Origin of the sequence: Flavobacterium sp. CLA17, from assembly GCF_013112255.2 — a bacterium.
Lineage (GTDB): Bacteria > Bacteroidota > Bacteroidia > Flavobacteriales > Flavobacteriaceae > Flavobacterium > Flavobacterium circumlabens.
In genome coordinates this window covers 5,285,189-5,304,037 of the sequence record NZ_CP068294.1, presented here as the reverse complement: position 1 = coordinate 5,304,037, position 18,849 = coordinate 5,285,189, and the positions used below count along the sequence as shown (strand labels likewise).

Genomic DNA, 18,849 nt, shown 5'->3' with positions numbered 1-18,849 from the left:
ATTCCAATAACTGGGATTTGGAATTTATTCAGAAGCTATACTACTTGGAATTTTTATTTATTTTATTTTCTTAGATTTTCAATAAATTCAACCACCGCGCTGTGAGAAATCACATTTTTCTTAAAATGAGTTTTAATCGAATGACGCTCTTCTTCTGTAGCTTCAAATTGATTGATGATATTGTTCAGGTGCATTTTCATGTGTCCTTCCTGAATTCCGGTTGTAGTCAGCGATCGTAGAGCGGCAAAGTTTTGAGCCAGTCCGGCAACCGCAACAATTTGCATTAATTCTTCAGCTGAAGGTTTTTCCAGTATCTCTAAACATAGTTTTACCAAAGGATGCAAAGAAGTTAATCCGCCTACAGTACCTAAAGCTAATGGAATTTCAAGCCAGAAGGTAAAAATTCCGTTTTCGATTTTAGCATGTGATAAACTTGCATATTGGCCATTTTTTGCTGCATAGGCATGTACACCGGCTTCTACAGCCCTAAAGTCATTTCCGGTTGCAAGAATGACAGCGTCGACACCATTCATGATGCCTTTATTGTGGGTTACTGCCCTGAACGGCTCGACTTCGGCAATTTGAACGGCTTGTACAAATCGTTCCGCAAAATCCTGTGGATTTGCAATATGTTTTTCGCTTAAATCTTCAACAGGACAGGAAACTTCGGCTCGTACAATGCAGTTTGGTACATAATTAGACAGAATACTCATGATTACATTTAGGTGTTCATTTTCATCAAATGCATCACAATTCTGAAACTCCTCTTTTAAGGTTGATGCAAATTGCTCGAGACAAGAGTTAATAAAGTTAGCTCCCATGCTGTCTTTGGTTTCAAAAGTGGCATGAAGCTGAAAATAATGTTCCAGCAGGTTTCGTTTGTCTTTGAGCTGAATATCAAGAATTCCGCCGCCGCGTTGTTGCATGTTTTTCGTAATGCTTTGCGTATTGGAGAAAAACAACGGTTTTATCTGATCGAAGAACGATTGTAATTTTTGCCCGTCTCCGTTGAAAGTAAAATGAACCTGACCAATTTTTTGCGTATCAATAACAGTTGCTTTAAATCCGCCTCGGGTGGCCCAGTATTTTGCCGATTTTGAAGCAGCAGCCACCACGGAACTTTCTTCAATTGCCATTGGAATTGTTTTGTACTTTCCGTTTATCAAAAAATTAGGAGCAACTCCCAATGGTATGTATAAATTAGTAATGGTGTTTTCTATGAATTCATCGTGCAGTTGCTGGAGCTTGTCGTCTGAATTCCAGTAATTTCCTATTATTTTAAGCGCCTCATCAGGAGTGGAAAAATAGGTTTCTGCAATCCAGTTTACTTTTTCTTTTTTGGATAATTTCGAAAATCCGGCAACGGCGTTGTTCATTCTCAGTATATTAAATAGTAATGTTGCCGCAAATATACCAATTCTGGGGTTTTGTTTGCAATCTATTTGAAAATTGAAAACTACGCAATCGTTATTTTTTTTAACATTTAACACTTGAAATGTGTATTATGTTTATTTTTTTTACTAAAATTGGGCTCTTTTTTATATTTAAAATAATTCTAATGAATGCAAGTAAAATTACTGTAATATTTTTGTTATTAGTTGGTACCGTTTTCGGGCAACAAAAAATCACTGTTGAGAATATTTATGGCGGGACTTTCCGGGCAAAAGGAATGGATGAACTGCAATCCCTGAAAAATACAGATCAGTATACAGTATTGAATGTTGATCAGGCCAGCCGGAGCATGCAAATTGATTTATATGATTTTGCAACGCTGAAAAAAGTATCCAATCTAATTGATACCAAAAATCATAAGGAACTTGCAGACGGAATTGACAGTTATACTTTTGATGCTTCAGAAAAAAAGATTTTAATTGCCTGCAACTCCGATAAAATTTTCCGTCACTCTTTTACGGCCAACTACTTTTTATACGATATTGCTTCAAAGTCATTAACGAAACTGTTTGACTTTAAGATTCAGGAGCCAACTTTTTCTCCTGATGGAACCAAAATTGCTTACGCCAGAGAGAATAACTTATACATTTACGACGTAGCTTCAAAGAAAGCAACGGCTGTTACAACTGACGGCAAGAAAAATGCGATCATCAACGGTATTACGGACTGGGTTTACGAAGAAGAGTTTGCTTTTGTAAGAGCATTCGACTGGAGTAAAGACAGTAAAAAATTAGCTTATATCCGTTTTGACGAAAGCGCCGTTCCGGAATTCTCCATGTCAATGTTTCATAAAGATTTATATCCGACCATTGAGACTTTTAAATATCCGAAAGCGGGAGAAAAAAATTCAGTAGTTTCATTGCATATTTATGATGCTGCAGGAAATGCCACTAAAAAAGTTGATTTAGGAAACTACAATGATTTTTATATTGCCAGATTACAGTGGACAAATGATGTTAATACATTATCAGCTCAGGTGCTAAACCGCCACCAGGATAATTTAGATTTGTTATTTGTCGACGGAACAACGGCTGCTGCAAAAGTAGTTTTGAATGAAAAGGACAAAGCTTATGTAGATGTTACGGATAATCTGACTTTCCTAAAAGACAACAGTTTTATCTGGACAAGCGAAAAAGACGGTTTTAATCATATATACGTGTATGATAAAAACGGAAAATTAAAAAATCAGGTTACAAAAGGAAACTGGGAAGTAACTTCGTACTACGGTTTTGACGAAAAAACTAAAACTATTTTCTATCAGTCTACTGAAAATGGTTCAATCAACAGAGATATTTATCGTATCGCTTTAGACGGAAAAAACAAAGTTCGTTTATCTAAAAATACCGGAACCAATGCGGCGACCTTAAGTCCGAACTTCCAGTTTTATATTAATACGTTTTCCAGTGCATCTCAGCCAACCACTTATACTTTAAACGAAGCAAAAACGGGTAAAGAAGTTCAGGTTATTGAAAACAATCAGGCACTTGCTGCAAAATTAGCAGCGTATAATTTGCCGACAAAAGAATTTTTTGTTTTAAAAACAGCTAAAGGAAACGAACTAAATGCGTGGATTTTAAAACCAAAAGATTTTGACGCTTCAAAAAAATATCCTGTTTTCATGTACCAATATTCTGGTCCGGGATCTCAGCAGGTAAATAATGACTGGAATAATACCGATGATTACTGGTTTTTATCCCTTACACAACAAGGTTATATCGTAGTTTGTGTAGATGGTAGAGGAACCGGTTTTAAAGGTGCTGATTTCAAAAAAGTAACACAAAAAGAATTAGGAAAATACGAGGTAGAAGATCAGATTGATGCTGCGAAAGTAATAGGGACTTACCCATATGTTGATGCTTCAAGAATTGGAATCTTTGGTTGGAGTTATGGAGGTTTTATGGCTTCAAACTGTATTTTTCAGGGGAACGATGTTTTCAAAATGGCGATCGCGGTTGCTCCGGTAACCAACTGGCGTTTTTATGACAGCGTTTATACAGAAAGATACATGCAGACGCCTCAGGAAAATGCAGGCGGTTACGATCAGAATTCTCCAATAAATCATGTTGATAAATTAAAAGGTAAATTTTTATTGATTCACGGATCTGGTGATGACAACGTTCATGTGCAAAACTCAATGCAAATGATGGAAGCGTTAATTCAGGCGAATAAACAATTTGATTCTCAGATATATCCGGACAAAAACCACGGTATTTACGGTGGGAAGACCAGAATTCAGCTTTATAATAAAATGACTAACTTTATCAAAGAAAATTTATAATCGAAATCTTATTAACCTTAAAAATAATGAATAATATGGGAGAAACTAAAGTAAAAACCGGGCATCCAAAAGGGCTTTGGGTATTGTTTGGAACGGAGATGTGGGAGCGATTCAACTTTTATGGAATGCGAGCTTTATTAACTTTATTTCTTGTGAATTCATTATTGATGAAGGAAGAAGAGGCGTCTTTGATTTATGGAGGTTTCCTTGGACTTTGTTACCTGACTCCAATGTTGGGTGGTTTTGTTGCAGATCGTTTTTTAGGTAACAGGAATTGTATCTTATTAGGCGGATTGTTGATGGCGATCGGACAAATGTTATTGTTTACGAGCGGTAGTGTTTTTGAAAGTAATTTGCCTTTGGCTAAAGCGATCATGTACTGCGGTTTGGGAGTTATTGTTTTTGGTAACGGATTCTTTAAGCCAAACATTTCAAGTATGGTTGGGAGTTTGTATCCTAAACAGGAAAAAACAAAGCTGGATACTGCTTTTACTATTTTCTACATGGGAATTAACATTGGAGCTTTCTTAGGGCAGTCTATTTGTCCTTTGTTGGGAGATGTTAAAGATTCTGGTGGAATTAGAGATATTCACGCTTTCAGATGGGGATTTATGGCAGCTTCCGGAGCGATGCTTATCGGAACAGTTCTTTTCTATTTCTTGAAAAATAAATATGTGGTTTCTCCGGAAGGAAGACCATTAGGAGGTCTGCCTTCTAAAAACGTAGCAGAAGATTTTGAAGAAGGAGAAGCTCAAAAAGCTAATTTCTCCGGTAAAGCCTTAACGATTGCCGGGATTGCATTTATAGCATTAGGATTCTTTTTTCATTATGTTGTAGGTCAGAATTTAATTTATACTTTGATTTACTCCAGCGGATTGTCATTGGCAGGACTAATTATTTCTGATACTTCTTTGACAAAAATAGAAAGAGACAGAATTATTGTAATCTATATTGTTTCTTTCTTTATTATTTTCTTCTGGGCTGCATTTGAACAAGCAGGTTCTTCATTGACTTTTATTGCAGATAATCAGACAGACAGACATTTCTTTGGCTGGGAGATGCCACCTTCAATGGTTCAGATTTTTAATGGATTGTTTGTTGTAATAATGGCTGTGCCGTTCAGTATCTTATGGGATTCTTTGAGAGCTAATAACAGAGAACCAATTTCACCGGTTAAACTTGCTGTTGGTTTGGTAGTAATTTCAGTAAGTTTCTTTATGATTGCAACTCAGGTTTCCTATATCGGAACTTCTGGTCTGTTATTGGTAAAATGGCTTATTTTATTATATTTCTTAAACACGTGTGCGGAGTTGTGTTTATCTCCAATTGGTTTATCATTAGTAGGTAAATTATCTCCAAAGCGTTTTGCGTCATTGTTATATGGGGTTTTCTTTTTGTCGAATGCTTCAGGTTATGCTTTAGGAGGAACTTTAGGATCTATTTTACCGGCAACAGGTGATAAATTTGAAAAAGCAAAAGAATTAGGAATCGATCTTCAGGCAGTTTTAGATAATAAAATAACACCAACGGCAGAGCAAATAGCTTTGTTGGACAAACATCAGATTAGTGCGCATAATCACTTTTTTGCAGGATTTGAAATCCACAATTTGTATGAGTTTTTTATGGTGTTTGTTGTTCTTACAGGTATCGCGGCAATTGTGTTATTTGCTTTGACTCCATTCTTGAAAAAAATGATGCATGGTGTTAGATAAAATGGAGAAAACAATAACATTAGAAGAAATTCAGAATTTTAAGGGCAACTATCCAAAGCAATTGTGGTATTTGTTTTTTGTTGAAATGTGGGAACGTTTCTGTTTTTACGGAATGCGCGGAGTGCTTACATTTTTTATGGTAGATCAGCTTTTGTTGAAAGATGAACATGCCAATTTACAATATGGTGCTATTCAGGCTTTCGTATATGCTTTTACTTTTATCGGAGGTATTTTTGCAGATAAAGTTTTAGGATTTAAAAAATCGTTGTTCTTTGGTGGAATCGTTATGATTCTTGGGAATCTTTTGATTGCTTTTTCGCCACAAGCTATGTTTTATTATGGTATTGCATTTTCTATTATTGGTACCGGTTTCTTTAAACCAAATGTTTCTTCAATGGTAGGGGAGTTGTATCACGAAGATGATAACAGAAGAGACGCAGGTTACGGAATGTTTTATGCCGGGATAAATGTGGGAGGCCTTTTAGGAGGTGCCTTATGTATTTATCTGGGTAAATATTATTCCTGGCAATTGTGCTTTTTATCTGCGGCCATAGTAATGTTTTTAGGTTTAGTTACCTTTTTATTCACTAAAAAATACTTAGGCCCAATTGGAGATTCTCCGTTGTTAAATTTAGAGCCTGGTAAGAGAAGAATTCGCGAGATAGCTGTGTATGCGGTATCAATTTTAAGTTTGCCTTTTATTTTTATAATGGTAAAAAATACGGATTATACCGATTATTTCATGTACACAATCGGTATAGTGGCCGTTCTTTACTTTACATATGAACTGATTAAGTTAGGGGATGTAAAATTGCAGAAAAAGTTATTTGCAGCCTTTTTGTTTGTATTCTTTTACTTATTGTTTAATGCAATCTATGAGCAAAGTGGTGGTTCGTTATCACTTTTTGCTAAAGATAACTTAAGCAATAAGCTGTTGTTTTTTAGCATTGATCCTAATGTCGTAAATAATAGTTCGAACACATTCTTTGTGGTGGTTTTAAGTCCGCTTATCGGTTTGCTGTGGATTTGGCTGGGCAAGAGAAAAATTGAGCCTAATACTTTGATTAAATTCGGAATTGGGTTTTTGTTTTTAGGGGCTTCTTTTTATATTTTTTATCTTACGAAGTTCTTTGCGAATGCTGAAGGTATTGCCTCTTTAAACGTGTTTACTTTTGCTTATTTAATAACGACTATCGGGGAGCTTTGTTTAGGACCAATCGGAATGTCTATTATCACGAAGTTATCTCCAAAAAGATTATTTGGTATGATGATGGGATTATGGTTTTTAGCCAGTGCGTTTGGACAATTATTCGCAGGAAAGCTAGGTGCTGAAATATCCAGATCGAATACAGGTGATACTTTGCTTTCTAAATTGCAATCTTACACAGAAGGATATTATCAACTGGCTATTTATTCGGTTGTTGCCGGAGTAATTTTAATTGCAATTTCGCCAATTATTAGAAAATTAATGCAAGAAGTAAAATAGACGACATTTTACAATTCAAATTTTGTTTAGATTTGTAAAAAATTAAAACGATCATGAAAAAAATATTTTTAGTAGCCTTATTTATAGTAAGTGCTTTTACTTCACAGGCACAGGAATTAAAATGGTATACTGATGTCAAAGAAGCGATTACAATAAGTAATAAGGAAAACAAACCAATGCTGTTGTTTTTTACAGGAAGCGACTGGTGTGGCTGGTGTATCCGATTGCAAAATGAAGTTTTAAAAACACCTGAGTTTACAAAATGGGCCAGCGATAATGTCATTTTAGTTGAGTTAGACTATCCGAGAAGAACACCTCAGGCTCCGGAGTTAAAAAGTCAGAACAACGAATTGCAGCAAGCTTTCGGCATACAAGGTTTTCCAACCATTTATTTTACAAGTGCCGAAGCCAAAGACGGAAAGGTTAATTTCAAAGGCCTTGGTCAGACAGGATATGTTGCCGGAGGGCCATCTGCCTGGTTAGCAGTTGCTGACGGAATTGTTCATCCAAAGAAATCTTAAAAAGAATAAATACTCATAAATTTTTGTAAAACTCCTTACGGTAACGTAAGGAGTTTTTTTGTTTAGTAAGAAAAAGTATCCACTTGTATTTATGTAATTATTATTTTAATATTTAATTATAATAAAAAAAACAAATAGTGTATTTTTTTTATTAATAAAAATTGGAAAATTAAAATATTATGTTAATTTCGTTATGCTAATCTAACCAAAACCAAACGATATGACTAAAAAAATACTTATCCTACTCTTTTTTTTAGGTTCATTTTTAATGCAGTCCCAAAATTTAGTCTGGCGAACTAATATGACCGATGCAATTGCAATAAGTAATGAACAAAGAAAACCCATGCTGATTTTATTCACCGCCTCAGGTGTGCCGGATAATCTTCAAAATGAAATTTTTAAAACACCTGATTTTGCTGTCTGGTCAAGAGACAACGTTATCCTCGTAAAATTGGATTTATCGGATATTAATGCATCTGATAGCGACAAAGAGCAAAACCTCAGATTGAAAAATGCTTTTGGTGTTGTCGATTTACCGGAGGTATGTTATGCCAGCGCCTCCATCAGGAAGAACAAAACCACTTTTAGTGCATTAGGAAAAATCGCTTACAAACCTGGCGGTGCCCGATCATGGATTTCAGAATCAGATGCTATTTTGCATCCCAGTGAATGAATAAAATTTAAATTAAGTTTCTTAGTTTAATTTGTAGAATCCCTTTTTGCTGCTAAGTAAAAAGGGATATTTTTTTACAATTAAAAAATAGCAGCTGAACTATTGCTATTTAAAACTCTGATTTTTTTTATTATATGAAATATTTATCGTTTTAATAATAAATATCGTTTTACTTCATGTTTATTTGGTTTTTGGTAACAATATGTATTGTTTTTTAAGCCTATTATGTTAATTTAGTTTTTATTTGTTAACTTAAATAACTGCCCATTTATGAATCGAAAACTACTTATCCTACTATTTTTTTTAGTTACATTTCTGATGAAGGCGCAGAATGGAGTTTGGACAACAAACATGACTGATGCAATTACACTGAGTAATGAACAAAGAAAACCACTCCTAATTTTATTTACCGGGACAGGTGCATCTGAAAGTATCCAAAGAGAGGTGTTCAATACTCCTGAATTTCAGAACTGGTCCCGTAAAAAAGTCATATTAGTGAAACTTGATTTATCTGCTGATACCTCCAGTGATGTGAAGGAGCAAAATATTAAGTTAAAAAATGCTTTTAGCATTGTCGATTTACCGGAAGTGTGTTTTGCCTTCGCTAACACCAGGAATGGTAAAACAATGTTTCAGGCACTTGGAAAATTATCCTATAAAAATGAGGGAGCAAGGTCCTGGATATCAGAATCTGAATTGATTTTAAATCCGTCTGAATAGACCTGCCTATATATTAATTTCCTAGTTTAATTTGAAGAATCCCATTTCGCCGGTTGCGTGAAATGGGATTCTTTTTTTTGAACAACTGGTTTTCCAATAGTTCTGAATTGAATAAGAATTTGATGCATCAGCAACTATTATTTTTGGTTTCAGATCAAGTAAAACACGATCTACATTGATCTTCGGAGACTGTATAAGGATCAAAATGTCCGGGGAGATGTTTCTCTTGTAAACACCACTACTGTCAATCAAAAGGATTTTTTTACTGTTAAAAAAGAAGGTGTTTTTAATTTTTTGTATACCCTGTAAAGATTCAGTATTTCCAATTATAGAAAGGGTTTTACTATTTTTTCCCAAATCCTCATTTGTAAAAAGCAGCATTTTTTTTCCGTTTCTTTCTGTGATAATCGTTTTTTTCTTTACGTTATAAACAATCAGTTCCTGTTTTTCTTCCAGATCTTTTTTTGTCATAATGAAGGACAACTGAACAAGAATAACAGCAATAAAAATCGCTATTACTTTAGGGTAAGTTGGTTTTTTAAGCCAAAAAATGATAGCTATAGTCAACAAATAGAAAGTGATTAAGTAATAAAAATTGAAACTAATATCACGAATTACAAAATATTCCATTGAAGCTATAGTATGGGTAATCAGGTTTAGGATATAAATACTTTTTTCAAAAATCTGAATTAAGAAAACGGGACAACTGAAAAACGCAGAAATTAGCATTACTATAATTCCGGTTATCATTGTAAACGATAAAACAGGAAGAATGAGAATGTTGGTTACAAAAAACAGACAAGGGAATTGGTGAAAGTAATACAAACAAACAGGAAATGTTCCGATCTGAGCGGCAAAAGAAACGGTTAAAGCTTCCCAGATGTAAGTCGAAATTTTGTTTTTGGGTTTCCATATTTCTTTAAGCAAGGGCTGTATCCAGAGAATCGAAAAGAGGGCAATATAACTTAATTGAAAACCGGCATCAAACAAAAAGTAGGGCTCGAATAATAAAATCAGCAGAATTGAAATTAGTAAAGTATGGTAAATATTGCTGCCTCTTCTCAAATGATTTCCAATTGCCAGAAAGGAGAACATGACAACAGAACGCAAAACCGGAGGTGAAAGTCCCGAGATAATCCCGAAAAGGCTTAGTGAAATCAAAATGGCGATTAATTTTATAAACGAACCTTTTCTGGTATTGGATATTGGTTTTAAAATAAACAGTATAAACAACATAATAAAGCCCACATGAAGTCCGGAAACAGATAAGATATGTGTTGCTCCCGAATATTGATAGTCCTTAAGGATATCAGATGAAATTTCTTGGCGTTGGCCTAAAATCAACCCCATTGCAACATTCATTTCAGTTTTATTGAAATGTGCTTTTTCAAGATTGCGGATTATTCGTGAGTTTAGCCTTGCAGCATAAAACCAAACATTCTTTCTGATTTTTTTACTAACCTCTATTTCTGCTTTAGAAAGATACACCTGAGCATATATTTGTTTATTTGCCAGATATTTACCATAATCAAATTGATTGGGATTTTTTGGCGCAGTTGTGTGTTGTAAAGTTACTTTTGCCTGAATGATATTTCCAATAATAAGCGTATTACGGAGATTGTCTTTTTTAATATTTACAATAATTTTTCCTGTATACGTGCTGCTTTCAATATGGTTTAAAAGAGCGACATATCGATCATTATAACTATTGCCTTTTAATTGTTCCATTAAAGTAAAAGAAATGTTTTGCTCATTTTCGAACGCTTTTTTGCAATGAATATAATTCGACTGCTGAAGTGATTCTGTATGGAGTAATAAGGTAATAATACCCAGCCAAAATGAAATAAGGTAAGTACTTATACCAAAAACAAGGATTACTCTTTTGTTTTTAAAGGATAAGAAATAGAGAATTGAAAAAATAATGGCTGTAATTATTGTCATAGCGGCAGCAATAAAAATTGTGGGCTGCCAGTAGTACGAAACCAATATACCGATTACAAAACTGATTGTGATTTTAGTCAAAGGGAAATCTAATACTTTCATGGATTAAAAGTATTAAAATTTTGTAAGAAAAATAATATTTTATTTAGAAATAATTATTCAATAATCCTGTTGATCTGAACAATGGAATTTTGGTAATAAGGCTCTTTAGTGGAGGAAATTATTACCCCTTTTGAAGTGGAGGAATGTATAAATTTTATTTCATTGCCGGTTTTTTCCGTGATAAGTCCAACGTGGTTGATTTGTTTGCTTTTGTTGGTTTTAAAGAATATCAAATCTCCTTTTTTGGCATCATCAAATTGGATTATTTTTCCAATTTTTGCTTGCTCGTAGGAACTTCTCGGCATTGTAATATTTTCAGTCTGAAAAGTAGTGAAAACTAATCCTGAGCAATCAAAGCCGCTTTTAGTTGTGCCTCCGGCTTTGTATCGCACCCCGAGATTAGATGTTGATACATCAATTAAATGCTTTACCGTATTTTTGCTTTCCCGTATCGATTCGTTTTTAACTACTGCTGAACCTGATTTGCAGAAAGAAAGCATGCTGGCAAAAAGGATTAAAACGAGTAATTTGTTCAAAATGAATTCTTTTAAAGTTGTTTTAAATCAGCAACAATAAGTTTTGCGGTTTTTTTACTCGCACCAACCCCGCCCAGTTTCTGCTCTAAAATATCATAATTTTTCAGCAGTTTTTCACGATAAGCAGGCTCTAGTAATTTTTGTAATTCTTCTTTAATGCGTTTGGTAGTACAGTCGCTCTGAATTAATTCGGTTACAACTTCCTGATCCATAATTAAATTGACAAGTGAAATGTATTTTAAGGTAATAATACGCTTTGCAATCTGATAGGAAATGTTACTTCCTTTATAACAAACCACTTCCGGAACTTTAAACAAAGCTGTTTCTAAAGTTGCAGTGCCTGATGTAACCAGAGCCGCAGTTGAGGATCGAAGTAAATCGTATGTTTTATTCGAAATAAATTTGATGTTTTTATTGGTGATAAATTGCTGGTAAAATTCGAAATCCTGACTTGGGGCACCTGCAATTACAAATTGATACTCCTGAAAATCATCTACAACACTCAGCATTACGCTCAGCATTTTGGTAATTTCCTGCTGACGGCTTCCCGGCAAAACGGCAATGATTGGTTTTTCGCTCAAATGATTTTCTTTTCTAAAAACAGCTTCGTCAAAAGCAGGCTGATTCTGGATAGCATCAATTAAGGGATGTCCCACAAAATCTACCGGAAAATGATGTTTGTCTTCATAGAAACTTTTCTCAAAAGGTAAAATGACAAACATTTTGTCGACATCTTGTTTAATGGCCTTGATTCTGCTTTCTTTCCAGGCCCATATTTGCGGAGAAATATAATAATGGGTTTTGTAATTAAGAGCTTTGGCCCATTTTGCAATACGCATATTAAAACCCGGGTAGTCAATAAAAATAAGAACATCAGGTTGGAAAGCAGTAATGTCTTTTTTGCAAAAAGTAATATTCGATAAAATGGTTTTTAAGTTAAAAACAACTTCAATAAAACCCATAAAAGCCAATTCACGATAGTGTTTTACTAAAGTTCCGCCTGCCTTTTGCATTAAATCGCCGCCCCAAAATCTAATCTCAGCCTGAGGATCTTCCTCATACAGCGCTTTCATTAAATTAGAACCATGCAGATCTCCGGAGGCTTCACCAGCTATTATATAGTATTTCATATTCGTATTTTTGAGAATGTGTTCTTTTTTCAACACAACTAATTTTTTGCAAGGCAAAGATAAGATTTAAATAAACAAAGTAGAAATTGCCAGAACAATCACAGCTAAGATAACACCGCGAGCCATAAATTCTTTGTCCTTTTTTAAGAGAATAGCAAAAACGGCAAGGTCTAAAATAGTTCCTAAAGTGATTATTTTTCCCAAATAACCATGTTCTCGTATAGTTTGAATCCCTGTTGCAATGTCAAACTGAGTAAAAAACGTAATAAATAAATAACTTCCTAAAAGAGAAGTAAAAATGCCGACAATAAAACCAATGAGTAAATCTTTTTTATTCATTTAAATTCCAGGTGTTAAGTTGTTGTATCGTATGGTGAGCGGTTAAGTCAAATTGTACAGGAACTACTGAGATGTATCCGTTTTCCAATGCCCATTCGTCAGTGTCTTCCCCTTTGTCTTCGTTTACAAATTTTCCGGTCAGCCAGTAATAGTCTTTGCCGAAAGGGGTTTGTCTTTTGTCAAATTTTTGGGCATAATAAGCTTTCGCCTGACGACAAATCTTGATTCCTTTGATTTCATTTTCCTTTAATTTTGGAAAATTGACATTTAGAACAATTCCTTTAGGAAGTTTGTTTTCAATGGTTTCCAGCGTAATTTTTTTTATAAAAGATTTGATGGGTTCAAAATCCGCATTCCAGTCATAATCCAATAAAGAAAATCCGATGGCAGGAATTCCTTCAATTCCGGCCTCCACTGCGGCACTCATGGTTCCGGAATAAATTACGTTTATAGAAGAATTGGAACCGTGATTAACTCCGGAAACGCAAATATCCGGTTTTCTTTTCAGGATTTCATTTACGGCCAGTTTAACGCAGTCCACCGGAGTTCCGGAACAGCTATATTCTGCAATAGGGTCATTTTCTCCGGAAATTTTATCCAGATACAGCGTATTGTTGATAGTAATGGCATGACCCATTGCACTTTGAGGTTTGTCGGGTGCAACCACAATCACTTCTCCAATTGTTTCCATCACACTTATCAAAGCTCTGATTCCCGGAGCGAGAATACCATCATCATTGGTTACTAATATAAGTGGTTTTTCTTGTTTCATGTTGCAGGTATTTGGCAGTTAAAAGGATAAGAAAAGCAAATGTAGTGACAGAATTTCTTAGAATAATAACAAATAAAATAAAATTTGTCAACTAAATAAAAGTTAACTTTGGGAAGTGAAACATTTTTATATCTTTAACAAAAAATTATAGTGAACTTGGCTTAACTGGCATAGTTTTTACCGTAACTTAGATTAAAAAATTGATGAATGCTATTATTAAATTTATGAAAAGAAATTATAAAATACTTATAGCCGTATTATGCTTGTCGTTGACCTTATTTGCTTTCAAAATAAATGCAGATAACACAGTTGATCCGGACCCTAACAGAGATAAAACACTATTAGAATTACTTGCTTTTGTGATTGAAAAAGGACATTACAGTCCGGCAGAAATTAACGATGAGTTTTCTAAGGGAATTTTCAAAGACTATATCGATGCACTGGATCCTTCCAAAAGATTCTTCCTGCAATCTGATATTGATGAGTTCAAGCAATATGAACTGATGCTGGATGACCAGTTTTTGAATAAAGACCTTACTTTTTTCAATCTTACCTATACAAGATTGATGAAGCGTATGGAAGAAAGTAAAAAACGCTACAAAACTATTTTAGCCCAGCCCTTCAACTACAATGTTGATGAGACTTTCAATGCAGATTATGAGCATTTACCTTACGCTAAAAATGCAGTTGAAATTAATGAAAGATGGAGAAAGCAAATTAAACTTTCAACCCTTTCTTCACTGGTAACAAAACAAAAATTAGAAGAGGATAAAAAGAAAACAGATCCTGCTTACAAAGCAAAATCTTTTGAAACCTTAGAAAAGGAAACTCGTGAGAGTTCTTTGAAATCTTTGGATGATAATTTCAGCCTTATCAAGGACTTAAACAAAGAAGATTGGTTTTCTGTGTATGTAAATTCTATTATGACACGTTTTGATCCGCATACAAGTTATTTTGCTCCGGAAGAAAAAGACCGTTTTGATGTGAACATCAGTGGAAAACTGGAAGGTATCGGAGCGAGACTGACCAAGAAAAATGACTTTACCCAGATAGATGAATTGATTTCAGGCGGACCTGCCTGGAAAGGAAAACAACTGGAATCCGGCGATTTAATTTTGAAAGTAGCACAAGGAAACGAAGAGCCTGTAGATGTTGTAGGTATGCGTCTGGATGATGTTGTGAAGAAAATTAAAGGACATAAAGGTACTGAAGTTAAACTTACAGTTAAAAAAGTAGATGGAAGTATCAAAGTTATTTCTATTATAAGAGACGTAGTCGAAATAGAAGAAACATATGCCAAATCCAGTATTGTTGAGAAAAACGGATTGAAATACGGGGTGATTTATTTGCCTAAATTTTATATCGATTTTGAAAATAAAGATGGCCGTGATGCCGGAAAAGATATTGCCCTGGAAGTGGAAAGACTTAAAAAAGAAGATATCAACGGAATTGTACTTGACGTTCGTGACGATGGAGGAGGATCTTTATCTACAGTTGTTGATATTGCCGGTTTATTTATCGAAGAAGGGCCAATTGTTCAGGTAAAATCTGCAGGTAAAAAGAAAGAAGTTCTATACGATAAAGATAAAAAAATCGAGTGGGATGGACCGTTAGTAATTATGGTAAACAGTTTTTCAGCTTCTGCATCGGAAATTTTGGCTGCCGCAATTCAGGATTACAAACGTGGCGTTATTATCGGAAGTAAACAAACTTACGGAAAAGGAACTGTACAAAACGTACTTGATTTAAATCAGTTTGTTCGTAACACAAGTTATGGCGATTTAGGTGCTTTGAAAATTACCGGACAAAAGTTTTACAGAATTAATGGAGGTTCAACTCAATTAGAAGGTGTTCACAGTGATGTTGTTATGCCGGATCGTTATGCTTACCTGAAAATGGGAGAGCGTGATATTGATAACGCAATGCCTTGGGATAAAATTGACCCTGCTGATTACAGCACGTGGACTTCAAATGAAAAATTCAATCAGGCTATCGCAAACAGTACAAGCAGAATTGCTCAAAATGCTCAATTTAAATTAATTGAAGACAACGCAAAATGGATTGATGTTAAGAGCAAAGAGAATACATACAGCCTGAATATTACAAGCTTTAAAGCAACGCAGGAACAGGTTGAAAATGAAGGTAAAAAATACAAACCTATTTCAGAGTATAAAAACAATCTGGTATTTAAATCTTTGCCTTATGAAGAGCTTGAGATTAAAAATGATGCCACTTTAAAAGAGAAAAGAGAAGCCTGGCACCAGGCATTGTCAAAAGATGTTTATGTAGAAGAAGCCTTAAATGTTTTAGATGATTTACAAACTAAAGCCTCTATGGTTAAAAATAATTCTTCGAAAATTAAAAAAGATAAATTAGTCAAATCTTAATTTTTCTGAAAATTAATTTGTTATTGAAACGCTCCGAAAGTTTATATTTACGGAGCGTTTTTTTATTTATTTTAAGTATAAGAATATGAAAAAATTTCTTGTTTTGTGTTTGATAAATTTTGTGTTTCTTTCCTGTAAAAATGAAGTAGAAATAAAGAAGCAGATGATAGAAGAGCAGCCTCATTTTTCTTCGAATAAAAACAGCTCTGATTCATTGTATACGACTGCTTATCTGCCAACATCTACAACCAGACAAATTGTAACTCATAAGTATTATACACTCTCTTATAATGAAAAATTTGAGCAGGCAGAATGGGTTGCTTACGAATTAAAGAAAGAATATTTGAAAAACGGAAATTATAAGCGTCCGTATTTCATTGAAGATCCAAAAGTAACAACAGGTTCTGCCGATTGGAGAAATTATAAAAAATCAGGATATGACAAAGGGCATCTTTGCCCTGCCGGAGATATGGAGTTTGATGTAAGTGCTTATAATGATACTTTTTACACCTCAAATATTTCACCTCAGAAACATGATTTTAATAGCGGAATCTGGAATAGAATAGAGCAGAAGACGCGTTATTGGGCTGGAAAGTACAATGATATTTATGTGGTAACAGGAGGTATTTTGAAAGATTCAGATAAAAAAATAGGAACAGAAAAGGTTTCTGTTCCCAAATATTTTTATAAAATCATTCTGGCTAAATCAGGAAATGAGCATAAAGCTATTGCTTTTTTGGTTCCCAATGAAGATAGTGATAAGTCGCTTTACGATTTTGTAGTTCCTATCGAAACTATCGAAAACAAGACCGGAATTGATTTTTTTCCAAATTTAAAAAATTTAAAAAGCAGTCATGACTTTTAAGTCAGCAATAGTTGCTGTAGGGTTTTCGGCTTTAAAGACAAAGCTTCCGGCAACCAGAACGTCTGCTCCGGCTTCTACTAATTGTTTTGCGTTTTTATTGGTTACACCGCCATCAATTTCAATAAGTGTCGAAGCATTTTTGCGCGTAATCAACTCTTTTAGTTTTTTTACTTTGGCATAGGTGTTTTCAATAAAGGATTGTCCTCCAAAGCCCGGATTCACGCTCATAATACAAACAACGTCAATATCGTTTATAACGTCTTCTAACAGGTCAATATTTGTATGCGGGTTCATTGCTACTCCAGCTTTCATTCCTTCGGCTTTGATAGCCTGTAATGTTCTGTGCAGGTGTGGGCAGGCTTCGTAATGAACTGTTAGTCCATTTGCTCCTAAATCAGCAAAAGTTTTGATGTAACGATCCGGATCGATAATCATTAAATGTACATCAATATATTTTTTGGCATGTTTTGAAATGGCCTCTAAAACAGGCATTCCGAAAGAGATGTTCGGAACAAAAACCCCATCCATAATATCAATATGAAACCAATCAGCCTGGCTGTTGTTTATCATTTCGATATCGCGCTGTAAATTAGCAAAATCTGCTGCAAGAACGGAAGGAGCAATAAATGTATTTTTCATTGTGTATTGTGTGTTGTTTTTTACAAAGATAAATTTTTTATGATTTGCAGTAAAATTTAACCGCAAAGCGCGCAAAGATTTTTGTCTTATAAGATTTTGTAAAAAATGCAAAGTTCGCAAAGCTTTGTGTCTTTCCTATTTTTTTTAAAATAAACAGCAAAAAAAATCTGGCGAACTTCGCGTAAACCACTTCCGTGCTTTGCGGTTAAAAAATAAAAATAAAAAACTCCGGTAATCAGCCGGAGTTTCAATCATCAATCAAAAAACGAACAGTCAATCAAACTGTTGTTTACTATAAAATTCCAGGATAAAAAATCCAAATTCCAATTTTGAGTTGGAATTTGGGATTTAAATAATGGAATTTAGGCTTTTTATCCTAAATAAGTTTTAAGGATTTTACTTCTTGAAGTATGTTTTAATCTGCGGATTGCTTTTTCTTTAATCTGACGTACACGCTCACGGGTTAAGTCGAAAGTTTCTCCAATTTCTTCTAATGTCATTGGATGCTGATCGCCAAGACCAAAATACAAACGAACTACATCTGCCTCTCTTGGAGTTAATGTTTCTAACGAACGCTCGATTTCAGTACGTAATGATTCGTGGATTAATTCTCTGTCCGGGTTTGGAGATTCTCCGGAACGTAAAACGTCATAAAGATTAGAATCTTCACCTTCAACAAGAGGTGCATCCATAGATAAGTGACGGCCAGAGTTTTTCATAGACTCTTTTACATCATTTACGGTCATGTCAAGTTCTTTTGCAATTTCCTCAGCAGAAGGCGGACGCTCGTTAGATTGCTCTAGTAAAGCGTACATCTTGTTGATTTTATTGATGGAACCAATTTTGTTTAATGGTAAACGTACGATACGTGATTGTTCTGCCAGAGCCTGAAGGATCGATTGACGAATCCACCAAACTGCGTAAGAGATAAATTTGAAACCACGCGTTTCATCAAAACGCTGAGCCGCTTTAATTAGACCTAAGTTTCCTTCGTTAATTAAATCAGGAAGAGTTAATCCTTGATTTTGATATTGTTTTGCCACAGAAACTACGAAACGTAGGTTGGCTTTTGTTAATTTTTCTAAAGCTCTTTGATCACCGGCCTTTATTCTTTGTGCTAATTCTACCTCTTCATCAGCGGTAATCAGGTCAACTTTTCCGATTTCTTGTAGATATTTATCTAACGATGCAGTTTCACGATTGGTTACCTGCTTGGTGATTTTAAGTTGTCTCATGTTGTTGTCTCCCTATTTTTTAAAGTGTACAAATAGTTATACGTAGGAAGTGGAGAAAAAG

The 18,849-nt window shown here is 34.6% G+C and carries 16 protein-coding genes; 8 read left to right on the top strand and 8 right to left on the bottom strand.

Translation table 11 applies throughout. The features are described from left to right. Positions 1–62: 62 nt before the first annotated feature. Positions 63–1,376, bottom strand: a complete 1,314-nt coding sequence (locus HAV12_RS21850; protein ID WP_171571449.1) for a hydroxymethylglutaryl-CoA reductase, degradative — start codon at positions 1,374–1,376, stop codon at positions 63–65. A gap of 182 nt (positions 1,377–1,558) precedes the next feature. Between HAV12_RS21850 and HAV12_RS21845 the strand changes: the two genes are divergently transcribed. The 6 genes from HAV12_RS21845 to HAV12_RS21820 all read left to right on the top strand — a co-directional run bounded on the left by HAV12_RS21845 (position 1,559) and on the right by HAV12_RS21820 (position 8,842). After that, a complete protein-coding gene (locus HAV12_RS21845; RefSeq protein WP_171571448.1) occupies positions 1,559–3,730 on the top strand; it encodes a S9 family peptidase in 2,172 nt (723 codons plus the stop codon). Between the two features lie 35 nt (positions 3,731–3,765). Next, on the top strand, positions 3,766–5,442 hold the full coding sequence (locus tag HAV12_RS21840) for a peptide MFS transporter (RefSeq protein WP_171571744.1): 1,677 nt from the start codon (positions 3,766–3,768) through the stop codon (positions 5,440–5,442). Position 5,443: 1 nt separating this feature from the next. Next, entirely contained in the window at positions 5,444–6,928 is a 1,485-nt protein-coding gene (locus tag HAV12_RS21835) for a peptide MFS transporter (RefSeq protein WP_171571743.1), read from the top strand. 53 nt (positions 6,929–6,981) lie between these two features. Beyond that, a complete protein-coding gene (locus HAV12_RS21830; RefSeq protein ID WP_171571447.1) occupies positions 6,982–7,449 on the top strand; it encodes a thioredoxin family protein in 468 nt (155 codons plus the stop codon). Between the two features lie 220 nt (positions 7,450–7,669). Further along, on the top strand, positions 7,670–8,122 hold the full coding sequence (locus HAV12_RS21825) for a thioredoxin family protein (protein WP_132032077.1): 453 nt from the start codon (positions 7,670–7,672) through the stop codon (positions 8,120–8,122). A 270-nt stretch (positions 8,123–8,392) separates the two neighbouring features. Continuing rightward, positions 8,393–8,842: a thioredoxin family protein gene (locus tag HAV12_RS21820; RefSeq protein ID WP_171571446.1), complete on the top strand. Its 450-nt coding sequence runs from the start codon at positions 8,393–8,395 to the stop codon at positions 8,840–8,842. 21 nt (positions 8,843–8,863) lie between these two features. On the opposite strand, the gene HAV12_RS21815 is transcribed toward HAV12_RS21820, so the two are convergent. The 5 genes from HAV12_RS21815 to surE form a co-directional block, all read right to left on the bottom strand. Beyond that, positions 8,864–10,885, bottom strand: coding sequence for a ComEC/Rec2 family competence protein (locus tag HAV12_RS21815; protein ID WP_171571445.1), 2,022 nt, complete (start codon positions 10,883–10,885; stop codon positions 8,864–8,866). A 53-nt stretch (positions 10,886–10,938) separates the two neighbouring features. Then, entirely contained in the window at positions 10,939–11,421 is a 483-nt protein-coding gene (locus HAV12_RS21810; protein WP_171571444.1) for a C40 family peptidase, read from the bottom strand. Positions 11,422–11,432: 11 nt separating this feature from the next. Continuing rightward, positions 11,433–12,551, bottom strand: a complete 1,119-nt coding sequence (gene lpxB, locus HAV12_RS21805; RefSeq protein WP_171571443.1) for a lipid-A-disaccharide synthase — start codon at positions 12,549–12,551, stop codon at positions 11,433–11,435. A 66-nt stretch (positions 12,552–12,617) separates the two neighbouring features. Continuing rightward, on the bottom strand, positions 12,618–12,890 hold the full coding sequence (locus tag HAV12_RS21800) for a hypothetical protein (protein ID WP_132032065.1): 273 nt from the start codon (positions 12,888–12,890) through the stop codon (positions 12,618–12,620). After that, on the bottom strand, positions 12,883–13,662 hold the full coding sequence (gene surE, locus HAV12_RS21795) for a 5'/3'-nucleotidase SurE (protein WP_171571442.1): 780 nt from the start codon (positions 13,660–13,662) through the stop codon (positions 12,883–12,885). The genes HAV12_RS21800 and surE overlap by 8 nt, the downstream gene beginning before the upstream one ends. A gap of 203 nt (positions 13,663–13,865) precedes the next feature. Here surE and HAV12_RS21790 point away from each other — a divergent pair, with 203 nt between their 5' ends. Together HAV12_RS21790 and HAV12_RS21785 are read left to right on the top strand one after the other, a co-directional pair. After that, positions 13,866–16,049 carry a carboxy terminal-processing peptidase gene (locus HAV12_RS21790; protein ID WP_171571441.1) on the top strand — a complete coding sequence of 728 codons (2,184 nt, stop codon included), beginning with the start codon at positions 13,866–13,868 and terminating at the stop codon, positions 16,047–16,049. 85 nt (positions 16,050–16,134) lie between these two features. Further along, positions 16,135–16,914 carry a DNA/RNA non-specific endonuclease gene (locus tag HAV12_RS21785; protein WP_171571440.1) on the top strand — a complete coding sequence of 260 codons (780 nt, stop codon included), beginning with the start codon at positions 16,135–16,137 and terminating at the stop codon, positions 16,912–16,914. Here the strand turns inward: HAV12_RS21785 and rpe are convergent. Both rpe and HAV12_RS21775 read right to left on the bottom strand, forming a co-directional pair. Continuing rightward, positions 16,891–17,553: a ribulose-phosphate 3-epimerase gene (rpe, locus tag HAV12_RS21780; RefSeq protein ID WP_171571742.1), complete on the bottom strand. Its 663-nt coding sequence runs from the start codon at positions 17,551–17,553 to the stop codon at positions 16,891–16,893. The genes HAV12_RS21785 and rpe overlap by 24 nt on opposite strands. Positions 17,554–17,924: 371 nt before the next feature. Next, positions 17,925–18,788, bottom strand: a complete 864-nt coding sequence (locus HAV12_RS21775; RefSeq protein WP_007804760.1) for an RNA polymerase sigma factor RpoD/SigA — start codon at positions 18,786–18,788, stop codon at positions 17,925–17,927. Positions 18,789–18,849 lie beyond the last annotated feature (61 nt).

Coding starts and splice junctions, on each gene's coding strand:
- HAV12_RS21850 (WP_171571449.1), bottom strand. CDS start 1,376: ATGAACAACGCCGTTGCCGGATTTTCGAAATTATCCAAAAAAGAAAAA.
- HAV12_RS21845 (WP_171571448.1), top strand. CDS start 1,559: ATGAATGCAAGTAAAATTACTGTAATATTTTTGTTATTAGTTGGTACC.
- HAV12_RS21840 (WP_171571744.1), top strand. CDS start 3,766: ATGGGAGAAACTAAAGTAAAAACCGGGCATCCAAAAGGGCTTTGGGTA.
- HAV12_RS21835 (WP_171571743.1), top strand. CDS start 5,444: ATGGAGAAAACAATAACATTAGAAGAAATTCAGAATTTTAAGGGCAAC.
- HAV12_RS21830 (WP_171571447.1), top strand. CDS start 6,982: ATGAAAAAAATATTTTTAGTAGCCTTATTTATAGTAAGTGCTTTTACT.
- HAV12_RS21825 (WP_132032077.1), top strand. CDS start 7,670: ATGACTAAAAAAATACTTATCCTACTCTTTTTTTTAGGTTCATTTTTA.
- HAV12_RS21820 (WP_171571446.1), top strand. CDS start 8,393: ATGAATCGAAAACTACTTATCCTACTATTTTTTTTAGTTACATTTCTG.
- HAV12_RS21815 (WP_171571445.1), bottom strand. CDS start 10,885: ATGAAAGTATTAGATTTCCCTTTGACTAAAATCACAATCAGTTTTGTA.
- lpxB (WP_171571443.1), bottom strand. CDS start 12,551: ATGAAATACTATATAATAGCTGGTGAAGCCTCCGGAGATCTGCATGGT.
- HAV12_RS21800 (WP_132032065.1), bottom strand. CDS start 12,890: ATGAATAAAAAAGATTTACTCATTGGTTTTATTGTCGGCATTTTTACT.
- surE (WP_171571442.1), bottom strand. CDS start 13,662: ATGAAACAAGAAAAACCACTTATATTAGTAACCAATGATGATGGTATT.
- HAV12_RS21790 (WP_171571441.1), top strand. CDS start 13,866: ATGAATGCTATTATTAAATTTATGAAAAGAAATTATAAAATACTTATA.
- HAV12_RS21785 (WP_171571440.1), top strand. CDS start 16,135: ATGAAAAAATTTCTTGTTTTGTGTTTGATAAATTTTGTGTTTCTTTCC.
- rpe (WP_171571742.1), bottom strand. CDS start 17,553: ATGAAAAATACATTTATTGCTCCTTCCGTTCTTGCAGCAGATTTTGCT.
- HAV12_RS21775 (WP_007804760.1), bottom strand. CDS start 18,788: ATGAGACAACTTAAAATCACCAAGCAGGTAACCAATCGTGAAACTGCA.